The sequence below is a fragment of the Nocardia sp. NPDC003979 genome (genome assembly GCF_053605015.1).
This window is the reverse complement of the sequence record NZ_JBSGIJ010000003.1, coordinates 496632-515003: the sequence shown is the minus strand read 5'-3', so window position 1 is coordinate 515003 and position 18372 is coordinate 496632. Positions and strand designations below refer to the sequence as shown.

General features: G+C 69.3%; 17 protein-coding genes. 13 read left to right on the top strand and 4 right to left on the bottom strand.

Annotated elements, in window-relative coordinates:
* Positions 1-182: 182 nt before the first annotated feature.
* Positions 183-1139, bottom strand: a complete 957-nt coding sequence (locus ACWEVR_RS09245; protein ID WP_067484447.1) for a glutamate ABC transporter substrate-binding protein — start codon at positions 1137-1139, stop codon at positions 183-185.
* Entirely contained in the window at positions 1136-2596 is a 1461-nt protein-coding gene (locus ACWEVR_RS09240; protein WP_452466467.1) for a hypothetical protein, read from the bottom strand. Before ACWEVR_RS09240 ends, ACWEVR_RS09245 begins: the two co-directional genes overlap by 4 nt.
* 126 nt (positions 2597-2722) lie before the next feature.
* Between ACWEVR_RS09240 and ACWEVR_RS09235 the strand changes: the two genes are divergently transcribed.
* Positions 2723-3355: an NUDIX domain-containing protein gene (locus ACWEVR_RS09235; RefSeq protein WP_452466466.1), complete on the top strand. Its 633-nt coding sequence runs from the start codon at positions 2723-2725 to the stop codon at positions 3353-3355.
* Positions 3356-3574: 219 nt separating this feature from the next.
* Here the strand turns inward: ACWEVR_RS09235 and thiE are convergent, their stop codons facing one another.
* Positions 3575-4273, bottom strand: coding sequence for a thiamine phosphate synthase (gene thiE / locus ACWEVR_RS09230; RefSeq protein ID WP_452466465.1), 699 nt, complete (start codon positions 4271-4273; stop codon positions 3575-3577).
* Positions 4274-4557: 284 nt separating this feature from the next.
* Between thiE and thiO the strand changes: the two genes are divergently transcribed.
* From thiO to ACWEVR_RS09200, 6 genes are all read left to right on the top strand, one after another.
* Positions 4558-5640, top strand: a complete 1083-nt coding sequence (gene thiO / locus ACWEVR_RS09225) for a glycine oxidase ThiO (protein ID WP_452466464.1) — start codon at positions 4558-4560, stop codon at positions 5638-5640.
* Positions 5637-5846 carry a sulfur carrier protein ThiS gene (gene thiS / locus ACWEVR_RS09220; RefSeq protein WP_067484462.1) on the top strand — a complete coding sequence of 70 codons (210 nt, stop codon included), beginning with the start codon at positions 5637-5639 and terminating at the stop codon, positions 5844-5846. Before thiO ends, thiS begins: the two co-directional genes overlap by 4 nt.
* A gap of 49 nt (positions 5847-5895) precedes the next feature.
* Positions 5896-6600, top strand: coding sequence for a thiazole synthase (gene thiG / locus ACWEVR_RS09215; protein ID WP_255674298.1), 705 nt, complete (start codon positions 5896-5898; stop codon positions 6598-6600).
* Between the two features lie 83 nt (positions 6601-6683).
* Positions 6684-7616: an ABC transporter ATP-binding protein gene (locus ACWEVR_RS09210; protein WP_357150354.1), complete on the top strand. Its 933-nt coding sequence runs from the start codon at positions 6684-6686 to the stop codon at positions 7614-7616.
* Complete coding sequence (locus tag ACWEVR_RS09205; RefSeq protein WP_439264374.1) at positions 7616-8383, top strand: ABC transporter permease; 768 nt, start codon at positions 7616-7618, stop codon at positions 8381-8383. Before ACWEVR_RS09210 ends, ACWEVR_RS09205 begins: the two co-directional genes overlap by 1 nt.
* Before the next feature lie 391 nt (positions 8384-8774).
* Positions 8775-9557 carry an adenylate/guanylate cyclase domain-containing protein gene (locus ACWEVR_RS09200; RefSeq protein ID WP_067485790.1) on the top strand — a complete coding sequence of 261 codons (783 nt, stop codon included), beginning with the start codon at positions 8775-8777 and terminating at the stop codon, positions 9555-9557.
* A 6-nt stretch (positions 9558-9563) separates the two neighbouring features.
* On the opposite strand, the gene ACWEVR_RS09195 is transcribed toward ACWEVR_RS09200, so the two are convergent.
* Entirely contained in the window at positions 9564-9704 is a 141-nt protein-coding gene (locus ACWEVR_RS09195; protein WP_166655701.1) for a hypothetical protein, read from the bottom strand.
* An 85-nt stretch (positions 9705-9789) separates the two neighbouring features.
* On the opposite strand from ACWEVR_RS09195, the gene ACWEVR_RS09190 reads away from it, so the two are divergent.
* From ACWEVR_RS09190 to ACWEVR_RS09165, 6 genes are all read left to right on the top strand, one after another.
* Positions 9790-11505 carry an acyclic terpene utilization AtuA family protein gene (locus ACWEVR_RS09190; protein WP_452466463.1) on the top strand — a complete coding sequence of 572 codons (1716 nt, stop codon included), beginning with the start codon at positions 9790-9792 and terminating at the stop codon, positions 11503-11505.
* A complete protein-coding gene (locus ACWEVR_RS09185) occupies positions 11502-12653 on the top strand; it encodes an acyl-CoA dehydrogenase family protein (RefSeq protein ID WP_452466462.1) in 1152 nt (383 codons plus the stop codon). The genes ACWEVR_RS09190 and ACWEVR_RS09185 overlap by 4 nt, the downstream gene beginning before the upstream one ends.
* Positions 12650-14248: an acyl-CoA carboxylase subunit beta gene (locus ACWEVR_RS09180; protein WP_280219151.1), complete on the top strand. Its 1599-nt coding sequence runs from the start codon at positions 12650-12652 to the stop codon at positions 14246-14248. The genes ACWEVR_RS09185 and ACWEVR_RS09180 overlap by 4 nt, the downstream gene beginning before the upstream one ends.
* A gap of 10 nt (positions 14249-14258) precedes the next feature.
* Positions 14259-16310, top strand: a complete 2052-nt coding sequence (locus ACWEVR_RS09175) for an acetyl/propionyl/methylcrotonyl-CoA carboxylase subunit alpha (protein WP_452466461.1) — start codon at positions 14259-14261, stop codon at positions 16308-16310.
* Positions 16307-17467, top strand: a complete 1161-nt coding sequence (locus ACWEVR_RS09170) for an acyl-CoA dehydrogenase family protein (RefSeq protein WP_452466460.1) — start codon at positions 16307-16309, stop codon at positions 17465-17467. Before ACWEVR_RS09175 ends, ACWEVR_RS09170 begins: the two co-directional genes overlap by 4 nt.
* Before the next feature lie 122 nt (positions 17468-17589).
* Positions 17590-18372, top strand: coding sequence for an enoyl-CoA hydratase family protein (locus ACWEVR_RS09165; RefSeq protein WP_452466459.1), 783 nt, complete (start codon positions 17590-17592; stop codon positions 18370-18372).

The following is an 18372-nucleotide window of genomic DNA, read 5'->3' as shown; positions in this document are numbered from 1 at the left end:
GTCGTCCTCGGTGGTGGGTGGCAGCGTCCAGCCGCCGGGGAGGGTGCCGGGCTTCGGGCGTTGGGTGAGGCTGGTGGGTTCGGGGCGTGGGGCGAGTTCGGGCGCCGCGTCGGCGGTGGGTGACTGATCGTCCGGGTCGCCGTGGCCCGGTGCGCCTTTCGGTGGCGTTGTACTCATCGCGATCAGTCCTGGTACTTCGGGGCGGGTGGCGTCGCTTCGCCGAGCGTGGACAGCCAGCGGCGGTGGATGCGGGTCCAGGTGCCGTCGGTGCGGATGCGGTCGAGGGTGGCGTTGACGAAGCGGACCAGGTCGTCGTCGCCCTTGGGGATGCCGATGCCGTAGGGCTCGGCGCTGATGCTTGCACCGACCACCTCGGTGTAGGGGTCCTGGGCGGCGAGACCGGCGAGAATGGCGTCGTCGGTACTCACCGCGTCGACCTGGCGTTGCTGCAGGACGACGAGGCAGTCGGCCCAGGTCGGGACCGTGAGGATGGTCGCGGCGGGCTGATCGCGGCGGATGTGGTCCAGCGAGGTCGTCCCGCGCACCACGCACACGCGCTTGCCCGCCAGGTCGGCGAGGCCGGTGATCCCGGAATTCTTCATCGCGAGCACCCGCTGATCGGCGCGCAGATACACCGTCGAGAACGCCACCCGCTCGCGCCGTTCACAGGTGATCGTCATCGTCTTGGCCACCAGGTCGACAGTGTGCTCCTGCAGCGCCTTCTCCCGCTCTTCCGAAGCGAGACTCCGGTATTCGATCAGGTCCGGGTTGCCGAGCAGGTCGCGGGCGATCTCGCGGGCGATATCGGCGTCGAAGCCGACGATGCGCCCGGTCACCGGGTCGCGGAAGCTGAACAGATTGCTGCCCGCGTCCAGCCCGACGACCAGCCTGCCGCGCGCGCGGATGGCCGCGATCGTCGGTCCGTCGGCGGTGCTCGGGCGCAGACTCGCGGTCGGATCGCCGCACTGCGCGCCGGTGCGTGGCGGCAGCGGGGTATCGGTGCCGATGGGAATCGCCTTGGCGGGCAACGGCGGTTCGGAATACACCGTGTGTTCGTCGGGTGCCGGTGTGCTGTTGTCGGAACAACCGCCGAGCAGCGCGACCAGCAGCAGCGCCGCGACGGCGCGCCCCCGCCTCACCGGTACTCCCGCAGCCGGGGCCAGAGCCCGAGCGCCACGCAGACGGCGGCGGCGATGCCGAGCACCAGGGCGCCGGGAGGCAGGAACGAGAGCACGTCGGTGGCCTGGGACACCTTGTCGCGCAACCGGTCTCGCGTGGCTGTCCGGGCGTCGTCGAGTGCGCGTTCCAGGGCGTCGACCTGGGCGGTCGAATCGGCGGCGCTCGGCCCGGTCGCCACGGCGGCGGCGCCGACGAAATCACCACGTTGCAGGGTGTCGTTCATCCGCTGATGCGCCGACTGCCAGCGAGCCAGCGCGGCGCGCGCGTCGGTCACCTCGTCGGCGGCCGGTGCGTCGGACGGGTAACCGTCGAGGAGTTCGGCGAGCCGGGCGGCATTGGCGTCGAACGTGCGGTCGTAGTCGCCGGTGGCGTCGCGGCGCACCAGCTTCACCATTTCGGCGGCCCTGGCCTGCTGCACCAGGATCCGGCTCTCGGCCAGCCGGGCGGCGGGCACCGCGCCCTCGTCGCGGCAGCGGATCATCGCCACCGCCGACACCGACCCGGCCGCCACCGTCCACAGCAGGGTGAGCGCCACCATCGCGGTACCGATCAGCAGGCCCATGTTGAAAACCCGCCGCGACCGGCGCGCCAGCTCCATCTGCACGTAGACGAGCGCGGCGAGCGTGAGCACGAGCAGCCCGATCGCGACCCACGGCGGCTGCACATGCCGGTGCTGGGCGGCGGTCACCGCGTCGAAGCGGTGGTCTTCGAGTTCCTCGGCCATCGGCAGCAGGGTGGTCTGCATCTGGTGCGAGGCCTCGCTCAGATACGCCGCGCCCACCGGGAAACCGTTGCGGTTGTTGGCCCGTGCGGTCTCGATCAGCCCGGTGTACACGGGCAGGCCGGTCGCGATGCCCGTGCGCAGGCGCCGGTCGGTGCCCGCCGGGTCGGCCGCCTCCTCGGCGGAGATGTGACCGGCCTGGGTGACCAGCTCGGCGGCCGCCTCACCGATGGCCTGGGTGTAGCGGTCGCGCACCTCCTCCGGCTCGACGCCACCAGCGATGAAGGCGCGGCCCGCGGCGGCGTCGGCGATCGAGAGCGAGGTGTAGAGGTGGTTGGCCGAATGCGCATCGGGTTCGGTGTCGTCGAGCAGGACGCCCAAAGCTTGCTTGCGCTCGCTCACGGTCGTCGAAGTCACCATGCCCGCGGCTACGCAGAGCAGCATCAGTACCAGTCCGGCGGCGAGCAATCGGCCCGGCGTCGACCGCGCGAACCCCCGCAGACGGGCGGGCTGGAACTGCGCGCGCAGGGCTTTCACATCGGGTGCGGGCGGTCGATCGGCGACGAGCACCTGCCTGCGCGAGGGCATCCGCCGCGTCGTGGTTTGCGGGCTGTTATCTGCTTCCACCTGCGGTGACGGGCCGGTTCGGACAGCCGCGACCTCGGTCGCCGCCTCGCGGTTCCCTGGTTCGACCATCGCTCACCTCCCCGTCCTGTCCGCGCACCCGTCCTGGTGCGGAGTTTATTGTGGTCGTACCGGTGCCGCAGCCCCTCAGACACCCCCGTGGCGGTTGCTGCACGGCTGCTAGGGAGAGGGTATTGGATGCGCGGTGACGGAGACGGGTGGGCGGACAGCCCGGGTGGCGTCCGGCACTGGGGCAAGTTCGGTGCGGCGGGTCTGCTGCTGCGCGCACCGCTGCCCGGTGGCGGCTCGGCGGTGCTGCTGCAGCATCGGGCCGCGTGGAGTCATCAGGGCGGCACATGGGCGCTGCCCGGCGGTGCCCGCGATTCCCACGAGACCGCCCGGCACGCGGCCGTCCGCGAAGCCGAGGAAGAGGCCGGAATCAGCGCCGACGCCGTGCGCGTGCGCGCCGAACGCCTCACCATGACCGCGCCGAGCGGCTGGACCTACACGACCGTCGTCGCCGACGCGGCGAGCACGCTGCCGACCGTCCCCAACCAGGAGAGCACCGAACTGGCCTGGGTCCCCGAAGACGACGTCACCGCCCTCCCGCTGCACCCCGGTTTCGCCGCCGCCTGGGTCGGCCTGCGCGCCGTCCCCCTGCGCGTCATTGATGTCACCCCCGACCTCGCCCCCGCGCTGCCCCGTACCGTCGACCTGTCCGGCCGCGGCTTCTACTGGCTGCACACCACGGTCACCGGCCCCGGCGCCGAAATCCTTCTCGACAACCCGACCACCGGTCCCACCGTCACCCGAGCCGACCTCCTGTCCTGAACCCCCGCCTCGAACCCACCGGCGGCCGCACGCGTGAACCCCGAGCCGTCGCCGCCACGAGCGTCTGCGGCACGTCGAAGCTGGGTTCAACCGCTACCAGGGGAACAGCCGATTCCCTTCGGCAGGCAAACGCGACCTGGTCAGTTGATCACCACGTCGTGGTGGCGGAAGCCTCTCGGCCGATGCCGCCACCAGAGCGTGGTGATCAAGCGCCCAGGTTCAGGAGGCGGCGAGGAGGGCCGATTTGAGTTCCCGGGCGGCGGCTTCGGGGTCGGCGGCTTCGGTGATCGCGCGGACGACGACCACGCGCCGGGCTCCGGCTTCGATGACTTCCGGGAGGCGCTCGGTGTCGATGCCGCCGATCGCGAACCAGGGGAGCGTGGGGTGGGACTCGGCGGTGGTGCGGATCAGGTCGACGCCCGCGGCTTGCCTGCCCGGTTTGGTCGGGGTGGTCCAGATGGGACCGGTGCAGAAGTAGTCGAGGTGGCCGTCGATCGCGGCCAGACCGGCCTGGTTGCGATTGTGGGTGGACCGGCCGATCACCACATCGGGGCCGAGGATGCGGCGCGCGTAGGCGGGTGGGAGATCACCTTGGCCCAGGTGGAGCACGTCGGCGCCGGCGGCGAGGGCGATATCGGCGCGATCGTTCACCGCGAGCAGCGCGCCGTGCCGCCGGGTGGCCGCCTTGATCTCGGCGAGCGCACCGAGTTCGGCCTTCGCCTCGAGCGGCCCGAACTCGGCCTCGCCCGGCGACCCTTTGTCACGCAACTGCACGATGTCGACACCACCGGCCAGCGCGGCATCGACGAACCTGGCCAGATCGCCCTTCTCCCGGCGTGCGTCGGTGCACAGATACAGCAGGGCCGAGGAGAGGCGTTCCCTTGGCGGGACGGAACGGTTCGGATGGGAGGGCTGCACAGTGACGACGGTAGTCGCGCTACCGTGGAACCGCGAACGTCGAAACCCCTCGACACGGTGGACTCGCGGCAATCCCGCCGAGCCCGTCGTCGAAACCCTCGATATTCGACCAGCGGTGGCCCCGGTTCTCGGCCGCCTCGATCTGGGCCGCCCGGCCCGCGGCGCCGTCCGCAACGTCGCGGCGACAGTACGAGAACCCACAGCGCCGGTCACGGCCTCGGGCCGCGCGGCGAAGGACACGGCGAAACCTGCGGCGCCAGCCGCAACTGGACACGGAGGCGTTGATGCGGACACTGGCGGTTGTCGGCGGCGGTGCCGTCGGACTCGCCGTCGCATGGCGGGCCACCGAGGCGGGCTGGACCGTCACCGTGTTCGACCCGGCACCCGGAACCGGTGCGTCCTTCGTCGCGGGCGGGATGCTCGCCCCGCTGTCGGAAGGCTGGCCCGGTGAGGACCGCGTGCTGGAATTCGGCGCCGCGGCCCTGGCCGCCTGGCCGTCCTTCGCCGAGCAACTGCGCGCGATCACCGGCGAGTCCGTCTTCGTCGCCGACGAGACCCTCACCGTCGCCCTCGACGCCGCCGACGCTCAGGACCTGCGCACCGTCGCGGACTGGCTCGCCGGTTTCGGCCACGATCTCCCTGTCCTCGACCGCTCCGGCGTCCGCGCGCTGGAACCGGCGCTGGCCCGCACCGTCCGCGCGGGCCTGCACGCCAGGACGGAACCGGCCGTCGACAATCGTCGCGTCCTGCGCGCACTGCACGCTGCCTGTGCCGCTTCGGGCGTCGAGATCCGCGCGGAATCCGTTGTCGCACTGGACGATCTGCCGCACGATCGGGTCGTCCTCGCGGCGGGCGCACGGTCCGCCGAGCTGTGGCCGGGGCTGCCGGTGCGCCCGGTGAAGGGGGAGATCCTGCGGTTGCGCCGCAGGCCGGGCGTGAGCCCACCGCCGACCCGGGTGATCCGTGCGCGGGTGCACGGCAGGCCGGTGTACCTGGTGCCGAGGGCGGACGGAATCGTCCTCGGCGCAACACAATACGAGGCCGGTCACGACACGACCGTCACCGTCGGCGGGGTCCGTGACCTGATCGCCGACGCCGAAGCCATCCTGCCGGGCATCGGTGAATACGAGCTGGCCGAGGCCGCCGCCGGTTCCCGCCCCGCCACCCCCGACAACCTGCCGCTGCTCGGTCCACTCGACGACCGGGTACTCGCGGCCACCGGACACGGCCGCAACGGCATGCTCACCCTCGCGCTCACCGCGGCCCTCGTCCCCGGTCTGCTCGACGGTGTCACCACGCCGGTCGCGGAACTGGCCGCACCGCAACGTTTTCCAGCATCCGTGCTGTCTCGAGGAGGAACCCGATGACCATCCCGATCGGCGTCACCGTCAACGGTGCCGACCACGAGTTCGCCGAGCCGCTCAGCGTCCGCGAACTGCTCACCCGGCTCGAATTGCCCTGTCAGGGTGTGGCATTGGCGGTCGACGGTGCGGTGTTCCCGAAGTCGCGCTGGGACGAACCGGTCGGCCGCGGCTGGACCATCGAGGTGCTCACGGCGGTGCAGGGTGGCTGACCTCGCACCATTGCGGATCGCGGACAAGGAGTTCGGTTCGCGGCTCATCATGGGCACCGGCGGCGCCGAGAACCTCGCCGTGCTCGAGCAGGCCCTGATCGCCTCGGGCACCGAACTCACCACGGTCGCCATGCGCCGCGTCGACGCGGTCGGCGGCACCGGCGTGCTCGACCTGCTGAAACGCCTAAACATCACCCTGCTGCCGAACACGGCCGGCTGCCGCACCGCCGCCGAGGCCGTGCTCACCGCCCAGCTCGCGCGCGAGGCGCTGGAGACGAACTGGGTGAAGCTCGAGGTCGTCGCCGACGAGCGCACGCTGCTACCGGACCCGTTCGAACTGCTCGACGCCGCCGAGAAGCTGGTCGACGACGGTTTCGTCGTGCTGCCCTACACCACCGACGACCCGACGCTGGCCCGCCGCCTCGAAGACGCCGGTTGCGCCGCCGTGATGCCGCTCGGCTCACCGATCGGAACCGGTCTCGGCATCGGCAATCCGCACAACATCGAGATGATCGTGGCGGGCGCGGGCGTACCGGTGATCCTCGACGCGGGCATCGGCACGGCCAGCGACGCCGCGCTCGCCATGGAACTCGGCTGCTCGGCCGTCCTGCTCGCCACCGCCGTCACCCGGGCCCGCGAACCCGAGCTGATGGCGTCGGCGATGGCCGCGGCCGTGCGCGGCGGCTACCTGGCCCGGCAGGCGGGCCGCATCCCGAAGCGTTTCTGGGCTCAGGCTTCTTCCCCAGCCCGCTGAGGGTTCGGGTCATCCTCGAGGATGACCCGACTCGCGACTTCCAGCCGACGCGCGCGCCGGGTTTGCTGGGGCATGCTGGACGCATGATCGAGCTGAGGGGCCTGACCAAGAAATTCGGCCAGACCGTCGCGGTACAGGATCTCTCGTTCACCGTCCAGCCTGGACAGGTGACCGGGTTCCTGGGACCCAACGGTGCGGGTAAATCGACGACGATGCGGATGATCCTCGGGTTGGACAAACCCACCGCGGGCACCGCGTTGATCGGCGGCAAGCTGTACCAGGAGCTCGAGCGGCCACTCACCCAGGTGGGTGCGCTGCTCGACGCCAAATGGGTACATCCCAACCGCTCGGCGCGCGCGCACCTGCAGTGGCTCGCCGCGTCCAACGACCTGCCCAAGGACCGCGTCGAGGAGGTGCTGCGGCTGGTCGGCCTGTCCGAGGTGGCGGGTAAGAACGCCGGCGGCTTCTCGCTCGGCATGTCACAGCGGCTCGGCCTTGCCGGCGCGTTGCTGGGTGATCCGAAGGTGCTGTTGTTCGACGAGCCGGTCAACGGCCTCGACCCCGAGGGCATCCTGTGGATCCGCCGGTTCATGCAGCGCCTCGCCGCCGAGGGCCGCACGGTGCTGGTCTCGAGCCACCTGCTCTCGGAGATGGCGCAGACCGCCGATCATCTGATCGTCATCGGTCGCGGCAAACTCATCGCCGACACCACCACCAAGGACTTCATCGAACGCGCGTCCGAACAGTCGGTGCGCGTGCGGAGTCCGCAGCTCGACCAGCTGCGCAGCCTGCTCACCTCACACGGCATGACCGTGCGTGAGGACGGCGACGCCGCGCTGGTCGTCACCGGGGTGACCAGCGACGAGGTCGGCAAGGTCGCCGGAACCAACGGCGTCACGCTCTACGAGCTGGCACCGCAGCAGGCCTCCCTCGAGGAGGCGTTCATGCGGATGACCGGCGGCGCCGTGGAATACCACGGCGGGGGAATCGATCAGGTGATGGGAGGTGCGCTCTGATGGGCGTGCTCGCTGCGGAACGAATCAAACTCACCTCCACCCGGTCGCCGTGGTGGTGCTCGGCGGTGGTGGTGCTGCTCGGCATCGGCCTCGCGGCTCTGATGGCCGTCATCACCAGCGTCGACACCTCCCAGGCGACCGAGCCGGGCGAGGGCCCGCCGATGCTCACCCCGAGCCTGGCGACATCGGGCGTGACGGGCTTCGGCGTAATGGTGCTGATGATCATGGCCGCGCTCACGGTGACCAGCGAATACCGCTTCGGAGTGATCCGGACGAGCTTCCTCGCGGTGCCCAACCGGTCGAAGGTGATCGTGTCCAAGGCCGGTCTGGTCGGCGTGTATGCGGCGGTGCTGACGGGCGTGCTCGCGCTGGCGGCCTTCGTGGTGGCCAAGGCGATCGTCGGTGACGATGCCCCGATGCTGGTGCTCGACGGCAACTGGCGCGCCATCTACGGCATCCCGATCTACGCCTTCCTGAGCGTGCTGCTCGCAGTCGGCGTTGGCGTGCTGGTTCGCCAGTCCGCGGCCGCCATCTCGCTGATCGTGCTGTGGCCGCTGCTCATCGAGAGCCTGCTCGGCGCGTTCGGCAGCTTCGGCCGCGCGGTCAACCCGTTCCTGCCCTTCGCCAACGCGAACCGCTTCCTGTCGGTCGAGGAGGTCTCGGGCAACTGGCACTGGGGAGTGTGGGGCAGCCTGGCCTACTTCGCGGCGTTCTGCGTCATCGTCTTCGCCGGCGCCCTGGTGGTAGTGAACCGCCGAGACGCCTGACCTGGTCCTGCCCGGGCTGCCCTCGCAACAAGCCCGGGCCGCGTGGGGGCGACCTTGTCGGGAGGTCCTCCCCGAAAACCCCCGGCGTCCGCTGCCCGGACGCCGGGGGTTTTTGCGTATCCCCACATATCTCGCAAGCACATGGGTAACTCACCGGGCACGGGCTACCGCAACCCCCGACACCGTCTGGCCGCCGACGCAATTCACCCCGCACCCAAGTCTGGCCTTAATTTTCGGGGAGGCGGGACTGTAGGCTCAGGCCGTGAGTGAAACGCCTTCTGGCGCGCCGGATCCGCGACAGCGTGACGCTGACGCCGAGGTGTTCATCCCGTTGGAGCCGATCGTCGATGCCGACTCCGCGGAGTCCGGTGCCCGCAACGGTCGTCGTCGCGTGCAGATCTCGTCGAAACTGCAGGCCGCCAACCGCCGTGCCGACGTGATCGGCGCGTTGCGCAAGGCCCGTCAACAGCTGCCGGGTGACCCCTCGTTCGGCGATCCGCTGTCGGTGTCGGGGCCGGGTGGGGCGCGGGCGGTGGCCAGGGTCGCCGACCGGATCGCCGGTGGCGCGCCGACGGCGGCACGCGAGATCGGTTTCGGCGCGCTGCAGGTGTGGCAGGCCGCCCTCGAGCGCGTGGGGCGTGGCCGGGGCACCGAGGAGGTGACGATCGTGTTCACCGACCTGGTCGGCTTCTCCAGCTGGGCGCTCGCCGCGGGTGACGAACGCACCCTCGATCTGTTGCGCAAAGTGGCCAAGGCCATCGAACCGCCGATCGCCGAGCGCGGCGGCCAGGTGGTCAAACGCATGGGCGACGGCCTGATGGCCGTGTTCTCCTCACCCGACCGCGCGGTGCGCGCCGCCCTCGCGGCCCGCCGCAACCTCGAGGACGTGGAGGTACAGGGCTACAAACCGCGCATGCGCGTCGGTCTGCACACCGGTTCCCCACGCGAGATCGGTGGCGACTGGCTCGGCGTCGACGTGAACATCGCCGCCCGCATGATGGAGGCAGGCGGCAACGGCAACACCATGATCTCCAGCACCACCATGGCCGCCCTGCGCCCGGAAACCCTCACCGACCTCGGCGTCACCGCCAAGCTCTACCGCCGCAACTTCTGGGCAGCCCCCCTCAACGGCGTCCCCGAGGACGTGAAGATCTTCAAACTAACCCCGGCCTGACGGCGGTCAGAGCCAGAGGAACGCGCCTGCGGCGGCGAGGGCGGCCGCGGCGATCAGGGCGATGGACATCGCGCGATTGTTCTTCCAGGTGGTGTAGGCGCCGCCGAGCAGGAAACCGGCGAGGGCGAAGAGCAGGACCGCAGACATGTTCACCATCTTGCCTGGTGAATTGCCCGCAGTTAACAAGCACGCATGCTTGCTTTTTTACGGGACCGATGTGATCCTGGGTGCCATGAGTGCACTCTCCGCTGACCCGGACCTCATCCGGATCGGTAATTGCTCCGGTTTCTACGGTGACCGGCTCAGCGCAATGCGTGAAATGCTCGAGGGCGGTGACCTCGACGTGCTCACCGGCGACTACCTCGCCGAACTCACCATGCTGATCCTCGGCCGCGACCGGATGAAGGACCCGAGCCTCGGCTACGCCAAGACCTTCGTCAAGCAGATCGAGGAGTGTCTCGGTCTGGCGCTGGAGCGCAACGTCCAGATCGTCACCAACGCGGGTGGCCTGAATCCGGCCGGGCTGGCCGAGCGGCTGCGCAAGGTCGCCGCCGAGCTCGGTCTCGATGCCAAGATCGCGCACGTCGAAGGCGACGACCTCGTGGCCCGGGCGGGCGAGCTCGGCCTCGGTCAGCCGCTCACGGCCAACGCCTACCTCGGCGCCTGGGGCATCGTGGAGTGCCTGAACTCCGGCGCCGACATCGTCGTCACCGGCCGGGTCACCGACGCCTCGGTGATCGTCGGCCCGGCGGCCGCCCATTTCGGTTGGGGCCGAACCGATTACGACGCGCTCGCGGGTGCCGTGGTGGCGGGCCACGTGATCGAGTGCAGCACGCAGGCCACCGGCGGCAACTTCGCCTTCTTCACCGAACTCGGTGATCTCGGCCGCCCGGGCTTCCCGATCGCCGAGATCCGCCGTGACGGGTCGAGTGTCATCACCAAGCACGCGGGCACGGGTGGCGCGGTCACCGTCGACACCGTCGAAGCGCAGCTCATGTACGAGATCCAGAGCGCGCGCTACGCCGGACCCGATGTGACCACCCGCCTGGACAGCATCGCCCTGAGCCAGGAGGGCCCGGACCGTGTTCTCATCAGCGGTGTCACCGGTGAGGCGCCGCCGCCGCAGCTCAAGGTCTCGCTCAACACCCTCGGCGGCTTCCGCAACGAGATGGCCTTCATCCTCACCGGGTTGGAGATCGAGGCGAAAGCCGAACTGGCGCAACGGCAACTCGAATCGTGGTTGCCGGTGAAGCCGGCCGAGATCAGCTGGACCCTTGCCCGCCTGGACCGTCCCGACGCCGACACCGAGGAGCAGGCCAGCGCCATCCTCCGCTGCGTGGTGCGCGACCCGGATCCGAACAAGGTCGGTCGCGGGTTCTCCAGTGTGGCTGTCGAATTGGCGCTCGCCAGTTACCCGGGTTGCACTTTCACCGCCCTGCCCGGCAACGGTTCGCCCTACGGCGTCTTCACCCCCGGCTACGTCGACGCGCACGAAGTACCCCACGTGGCGGTCCTCGCCGACGGCACCCGCGTCGATATCACACCTGCGACGGAAACCCGTGCGCTCGAGCCACTTCCGGAACCCGAGCTGCCGGAACCGCTGCCGCCTACCGAGACCCGTCGTGTCCCGCTCGGCAGCATCGCGCTGTCCCGCAGCGGCGACAAGGGCGGTGACGCCAATATCGGCGTCTGGGTGCGCACCGACGAGCAGTGGCGCTGGCTCGCGCACACCCTCACCGTGGAGAAGTTGCGCGAATTGCTGCCCGAGACAGCCGAACTCGACGTCACCCGCCACGTACTGCCCAACCTGCGGGCGATCAACTTCATCATCACCGGCCTGCTCGGCAAGGGCGTCGCCTACCAGGCGCGTTTCGACCCGCAGGCCAAGGGGCTCGGCGAATGGCTGCGCTCTCGCCACATCGACATGCCGACGGAGCTGCTCGCATGACATCTGTATGGGACACGCCGGAACGAAAAGAGCTGCGCGCCACCGTGCGCGGGTTCGTCGAGCGCGAGATCCTGCCTGACCTGGACTCCTGGGAGCGCGAAGGCGCCCTGCCGCGTGAGCTGCACAAGAAGGCGGGCGAACTCGGCCTGCTCGGCATCGAATACCCCGAATTCGCCGGTGGCGAGGGCGGTTCGCCCATCGACGGTGTCATCGTCGGCGAGGAGTTCCACTACGCGGGTGCCTCCGGCGGCACCTGGGCATCGCTGTTCACCTGCGGAATCTCGTTGCCGCACATCATCGGCTCGGGCAACCAGGAGCAGATCGACCGCTGGGTGAAGCCCACCCTGGCCGGTGACCTGATCGGCTCGCTGGCCATCACCGAGCCAGGCGGCGGCTCCGACGTCGGCCACCTCACCACCTCGGCGGTACGTGACGGCGACGACTACATCATCAACGGCGCCAAGACCTTCATCACCTCGGCCTGCCGCGCCGACTTCATCGTCACCGCTGTGCGCACGGGTGGGCCCGGCGCCGCCGGGGTCTCGCTGATCATCGTGCCCACCGACACGCCGGGCTTCGAGGTCACCCGCAAGCTGGAGAAGATGGGCTGGCTGGCCTCGGACACCGGTGAGCTGTCGTTCACCGATGTGCGGGTGCCCGCGACCAACCTGGTCGGCGCGGAGAACTCCGGATTCGCGCAGATCGCGAGCGCGTTCGTGAGCGAGCGGGTCGGCTTGGCCGTGCAGGCGTACTCGATGGCCCAGCGCGCCCTCGACCTCACCCTCGAGTGGTGCCGTAACCGGGAGACCTTCGGCCGCCCGCTGATCAGCCGCCAGTCGGTGCAGATGACGCTCACCGAGATGGCCCGCCGCGTCGACATCGCCCGCGTGTACACCCGCTCGCTGGTGGAGCGGGTGGAGAACGGGGAGCAGGGCCTCATCGCGGAGGTCTGCTTCGCCAAGAACACCGCCGTCGAAACCGTGGAATGGGTCGCCAACCAGGCCGTCCAGCTGCACGGCGGCATGGGCTACATGCGCGAGTCCGAGGTGGAGCGCATCTACCGCGACATCCGCATCATCGGCATCGGTGGCGGCACCAACGAGATCCTGACCATGCTGGCGTCGAAAGTATTGGGGTACCAGTCGTGACGACCTTCCGTTCCACCCTCGACACCGCCTCGCCCGAGTACACCGCGGCCGCGGAGGCGATGGCGACCAAGCTCACCGAGGTCGAGGCCGAGTTCGCCAAGGCCATCGCCGGTGGCGGCCCCGAGAAGGTGGCCCGTCATCACAAGCGCGGCAAGCTCACCGCCCGCGAGCGCATCGAACTGCTGCTCGACGAGGACTCGCCGTTCCTGGAGCTGTGCCCGCTCGCGGCCTGGGGTAGTGACTTCCACGTCGGCGCGTCGACGATCGCCGGGATCGGCATCGTGGAGGGCGTCGAGTGCATGATCGTCGCGCCCGATCCGACCGTGCGCGGCGGCACGTCGAACCCGTGGACGTTGCGGAAGACGTTGCGCATCAACGACATCGTGCGGGAGAACCGCCTGCCGGTGATCTCGCTGGTCGAATCCGGCGGCGCCGACCTGCCGACGCAGAAGGAAGTCTTCATCCCGGGTGGCGCGATGTTCCGCGACCTCACCCAGGCCTCGGCGGCCGGAATCCCCACCATCTCCCTGGTGTTCGGCAACTCGACCGCGGGCGGCGCCTACATCCCCGGCATGTCCGACTACGTGGTGATGGTCAAGGAGGGCGCGAAGGTCTTCCTGGCCGGGCCGCCGCTGGTGAAGATGGCCACCGGTGAGGACTCCGACGACGAGACCCTCGGCGGCGCCGAGATGCACGCCCGCACTTCGGGTCTGGCCGACTACATGGCCGCCGACGAGCAGGACGCCATCCGCATCGGCCGCGGCATCGTGCGCAGGCTGAACTGGAAGAAGCAGGGCCCCGAGCCGCGCGCCGAGGTCATCTCGCCGCTCTACGATCCCGAGGAACTGCTCGGCATCGTGCCCTCGGACCTGAAGATCCCGTTCGATCCGCGCGAGGTGATCGCCCGCGTCGTCGACGGTTCCGACTTCGACGAGTTCAAGCCGCTCTACGGCTCCAGCCTGGTCACCGGCTGGGCCGAGATCAACGGCTTCCCGATCGGCATCCTGGCCAACGCGCGCGGCGTGCTGTTCTCCGAGGAGTCGCAGAAGGCCACCCAGTTCATCCAGCTGGCGAACAAGAAGAACACGCCACTGCTGTTCCTGCACAACACCACCGGTTACATGGTCGGCAAGGACTACGAGCACGGCGGCATCATCAAGCACGGCGCGATGATGATCAACGCGGTGGCCAACTCGAAGGTCCCGCACATCTCGTTGCTGATCGGCGCGTCCTATGGCGCCGGGCACTACGGCATGTGCGGCCGCGCGTTCAACCCGCGCTTCCTGTTCGCCTGGCCGAGCGCGAAGTCGGCCGTGATGGGCGGCGCCCAGCTGGGCGGCGTGCTCACCATCGTGCAGCGTGGCGCGGCCGAGGCCAAGGGCCTGCCGTTCGACGAGGAGGCCGCCGCCGGTCTCGCCGCCATGGTCGAGGCGCAGATCGAGGCCGAGGCGATGCCGATGTTCCTGTCGGGCAGGCTCTTCGACGACGGCATCATCGACCCCCGTGACACCCGCACCGTGCTGGGGATGGCTCTGTCGGCCATCCACACGGCACCGATCAAGGGCGCCGAGGGCTTCGGCGTCTTCCGAATGTGAGGCGCGACAAATGACTTCAGCATCGCGAAGCGATTCCGTGAGGGGCGGCGGCCGGGTGACGGGCGGGCTTACGAATGTTCTTGTCGCCAATCGTGGTGAGATCGCGCGCCGCGTGTTCGCCACCTGCCGTCGGATGGGTATCGCTACCACCGCGGTGTACTCCGACGCGGATGCCGCGGCGCCGCACGTGTCCGAGGCCGACGCCGCTGTCCGGCTGCCCGGCAACACCCCGGCCGAGACCTACCTGCGCGGTGAGCTGATCATCGAGGCGGCACTGTCGGCAGGCGCCGACGCGATCCATCCCGGCTACGGATTCCTCTCCGAGAACGCCGAATTCGCGCGCTCGGTGCTCGACGCGGGCCTGGTGTGGATCGGTCCGCCGGTCGCGGCCATCGAGCAGATGGGCTCGAAGGTCGAGTCGAAGAAGATGATGGACGCCGCCGGTGTCCCCGTCCTCGCCGAGCTCGATCCCGCCGAGGTCACCGAGGCGCACCTGCCGGTGCTCATCAAGGCCTCCGCCGGTGGTGGTGGTCGCGGTATGCGCGTGGTGCGTGAGCTGGGCGATCTGCGAGACCAGATCGCCGCGGCCCAGCGCGAGGCAGAATCCGCGTTCGGTGATCCGACGGTGTTCTGCGAGCGCTACCTGGAGACCGGCCGTCACATCGAAGTCCAGGTCATGTCCGATACTTTCGGCAAGACCTGGGCCGTCGGCGAGCGTGAATGCTCCATCCAGCGTCGTCATCAGAAGGTCGTCGAAGAGGCGCCGTCGCCGCTGGTCGAGAAGATCGACGGCATGCGTGATCGCCTGTTCGAGGCGGCCCGGCTGGCCGCCGAGGCGATCGGCTACGAGGGTGCGGGCACCGTCGAGTTCCTCGCCGACGAGAAGGGTGACTTCTTCTTCCTGGAGATGAACACCCGTCTGCAGGTGGAACATCCGGTCACCGAGCAGACCACCGGCCTGGACCTGGTCCGCCTGCAGTTGCAGGTGGCCTCCGGTCTGCCGCTGCCCGCGACCCAGCCCGCCCAGCGCGGCCATTCGATCGAGGTCCGGCTCTACGCCGAGGATCCCGCCCACGACTGGCAGCCGCAGAGCGGTCCCGTGCACAAGATCGAGATCCCTTTCACCGCAGGCGAATTCACCGTGCTCGAGCAGCCGGGTGTCCGCCTCGACACCGGTGTCGTCGACGGCTCGGTCGTCGGTGTGCACTACGATTCGATGCTGGCCAAGGTCATCTCCTACGCCGAAACCCGCGCCGAGGCAGCGCATCTGCTGGCTACCGCGCTCCAGCGGGCGAAGCTGCACGGTCTGGTCACCAACCGCGACCTGCTCGTGCGCGTGCTGCGGCACCCCGCGTTCCTCGCCGGTGACACCGACACCGCCTTCTTCGCCACCCACGATTTGGCTGCGCTGTCCGCGCCGCTGGCGTCGGAGGCCGACGAGGCACTCTCCATCGTCGCCGCCGCCCTCGCGGATTCGGCCGCCAACCACGCCGCCAACCGTTTCGGCAGGCTGGCGCCCAGCGGCTGGCGCAACCTGGCGTCGGAGCCGCAGCGCAAGTCCTACGAGAGCCGTACCAGCGGCACACACGAGGTGCGCTACCGGTTCGACCGGTCCGGTGCCGTGACAGTCGAGGGCCACGACGGTCTGGAACTGATCTCGGCGACGCCGAACCGGGTCGTGCTCGCCGTGCCGGGTGAGCGTGGGCCGGTGCGCCGCCAGTTCGACATCGCCCGCTACGACGACCTCGTGGCGGTCGACTCGCCGCTCGGCCCGGTGGCCGTGCGCAGGCTGCCGCGCTTCACCGACCCGTCCGAGCAGGTCGCCGCGGGTTCGCTGCTCGCGCCCATGCCGGGCAGCGTGATCCGGCTCGGCGCCGCCGAGGGCGATCACGTCCAGCAGGGCCAGCCGATCCTGTGGCTGGAAGCCATGAAGATGGAGCACACCATCGTCGCGCCGGCCACCGGCGTGCTCAGTGCGTTGAACGTGACCGTCGGCCAGCAGGTCGAGGTCGGAACCGTCCTCGCCGTCGTCGAGGAAGAAGAGCAGGAGCAGACAGCATGAGCTTCCACGAAACCGAAGAGCAGAAGGCGCTGCGCGCGGCGGTCGCGTCGCTGGCGGCCAAGTACAACTACCGCGACTACGTGCTGCCGCTCTCGCGCAAGAACGAGCCGCTCAGCGAACTGTGGGACGAAGCGGGCAAGCTCGGCTTCCTCGGCGTGAACCTGCCCGAGGAGTACGGCGGCGGTGGCGCGGGCATGTACGAGCTGGCGCTGGTGCAGGAGGAGCTCTCGGCGCAAGGTGCGGGCCTGCTGCTGATGGTGGTGTCCCCGGCCATCTGCGGCACCATCATCACCAAGTACGGCACCGACGCGCAGAAGCAGACCTGGCTGCCCAAGCTCGCCGACGGTTCGTCGAAGATGGTCTTCGCGATCACCGAACCCGACGCCGGTTCCAACTCGCACCAGATCACCACCACCGCCCGTCGCGACGGTGACGAATGGATCCTCAACGGCCGCAAGATCTTCATCTCCGGTGTCGATCAGGCCGAGGCCATCCTGGTGGTCTCGCGCACCGAGGACCACAAGACCGGCAAGCTCAAGCCCGCGCTGTTCATCGTCCCCGTCGACGCGCCCGGTCTGGTGAAGAACGTCCAGGAGATGGACGTCATCGAGCCGGATCACCAGTACACGCTGTTCTTCGACGATGTGCGCCTGCCCGCCGACGCCCTCGTCGGCTCCGAGGACGCGGCGTTGGCGCAGCTGTTCGCCGGGCTGAACCCCGAGCGCATCATGGGCTCGGCCATGGCCATCGGCCTCGGCCGTTACGCCATCGATCGTGCGGTGGAGTACGCCAAGGAACGCACCGTCTGGAAGACGCCGATCGGTGCGCACCAGGGCATTTCGCATCCGCTGGCCCAGATCAAGATCGAGCTGGAACTGGCCAAGCTGATGATGCAGAAGGCCGCGACGCTCTACGACGCGGGTGACGAGTTCGGGGCTGCCGAGGCGGCCAACATGGCCAAGTACGCGGCCGCCGAGGCCAGTATCAAGGCGCTGGATCAGGCGATTCAGACTCATGGTGGTTCAGGTTTGACCAAGGAGGTCGGGCTGTCGGCGATGCTGCAGGCCGCGCGGATCATGCGGATCGCGCCGGTCAGTCGCGAGATGATCCTGAACTTCGTGGCTCAGCACTCGTTGGGGCTGCCGCGGTCCTACTGATTGTTTTGTGTTGAAGGAGGGCCGCTACGCCGCTTCGCGGCGGACCCTCCTCGAGGTCGGGTCGTGCGGGGTCGGGAATGCGGTCATGGCGGACTTAGTGGTGACTGGACGGGAGTTGTTTGATGAGTGAATCGGCTGAGGCGCCCTATGTGCGTTATGAGGTCGTTGATGGTTTTGCCACGCTGACCTTCGATTCTCCGCACAACCGGAATGCTTTGTCCTCGAAGCTGGTTCGTGAGCTGCTCGAAGGGTTCGACCGGGCGGCGGGGGATGCGGCTGTGCGCGGGATCGTGCTCACCCATACGGGCGACACGTTCTGTGCGGGGGCCGATCTCAAGGAGGCTAGTACCGTCGATCCGGCGGTGGCGGCTGACCAGCGGACCCGGGTGATGATCGATGTGTTGCGCGGGATCCTCACCTCGCCCAAGCCGGTGATCGCGCAGATCGACGGGAATGTGCGGGCCGGCGGTATGGGCATCATCGGTGCCTGCGATCTCGTCGTCGCGGGGCCGGGCAGTAGTTTCGCGCTCACCGAGGTGCGGATCGGGATGGCGCCGTTCATGATTTCGCTCACGCTGGTTCCGCGCATGGACCAGCGGTCGGCCAGTCGCTACTTCCTCACGGGGGAGAAGTTCGACGCGGCGACGGCGCGGGAGATCGGGCTGGTCACCATCGCGGCAGACGACCCGGCGGCCGAGGTGAAACGCCTGTGTGGGCAGCTGCGCAAGGGGTCGCCGCAGGGGTTGGCGGAGTCGAAGAAGCTCGTCAACGCGACGCTGCTCGCCGACTTCGACGCCCGGGTGGAGGAGCTCGCGCAGCGCTCGGCGGGGTTTTTCGGCACCCCGGAGGTGATCGAGGGTATGACGGCCTTCTTCCAGAAGCGCCCGCCGAGCTGGGCACAATAA

Bases quoted from the DNA above. Each gene is read 5' to 3' on its own strand.
- ACWEVR_RS09240 (WP_452466467.1), bottom strand. From the start codon at position 2,596: ATGGTCGAACCAGGGAACCGCGAGGCGGCGACCGAGGTCGCGGCTGTC.
- ACWEVR_RS09235 (WP_452466466.1), top strand. From the start codon at position 2,723: ATGCGCGGTGACGGAGACGGGTGGGCGGACAGCCCGGGTGGCGTCCGG.
- thiO (WP_452466464.1), top strand. From the start codon at position 4,558: ATGCGGACACTGGCGGTTGTCGGCGGCGGTGCCGTCGGACTCGCCGTC.
- thiS (WP_067484462.1), top strand. From the start codon at position 5,637: ATGACCATCCCGATCGGCGTCACCGTCAACGGTGCCGACCACGAGTTC.
- thiG (WP_255674298.1), top strand. From the start codon at position 5,896: ATGGGCACCGGCGGCGCCGAGAACCTCGCCGTGCTCGAGCAGGCCCTG.
- ACWEVR_RS09210 (WP_357150354.1), top strand. From the start codon at position 6,684: ATGATCGAGCTGAGGGGCCTGACCAAGAAATTCGGCCAGACCGTCGCG.
- ACWEVR_RS09205 (WP_439264374.1), top strand. From the start codon at position 7,616: ATGGGCGTGCTCGCTGCGGAACGAATCAAACTCACCTCCACCCGGTCG.
- ACWEVR_RS09195 (WP_166655701.1), bottom strand. From the start codon at position 9,704: ATGTCTGCGGTCCTGCTCTTCGCCCTCGCCGGTTTCCTGCTCGGCGGC.
- ACWEVR_RS09190 (WP_452466463.1), top strand. From the start codon at position 9,790: ATGAGTGCACTCTCCGCTGACCCGGACCTCATCCGGATCGGTAATTGC.
- ACWEVR_RS09185 (WP_452466462.1), top strand. From the start codon at position 11,502: ATGACATCTGTATGGGACACGCCGGAACGAAAAGAGCTGCGCGCCACC.
- ACWEVR_RS09175 (WP_452466461.1), top strand. From the start codon at position 14,259: ATGACTTCAGCATCGCGAAGCGATTCCGTGAGGGGCGGCGGCCGGGTG.
- ACWEVR_RS09170 (WP_452466460.1), top strand. From the start codon at position 16,307: ATGAGCTTCCACGAAACCGAAGAGCAGAAGGCGCTGCGCGCGGCGGTC.
- ACWEVR_RS09165 (WP_452466459.1), top strand. From the start codon at position 17,590: ATGAGTGAATCGGCTGAGGCGCCCTATGTGCGTTATGAGGTCGTTGAT.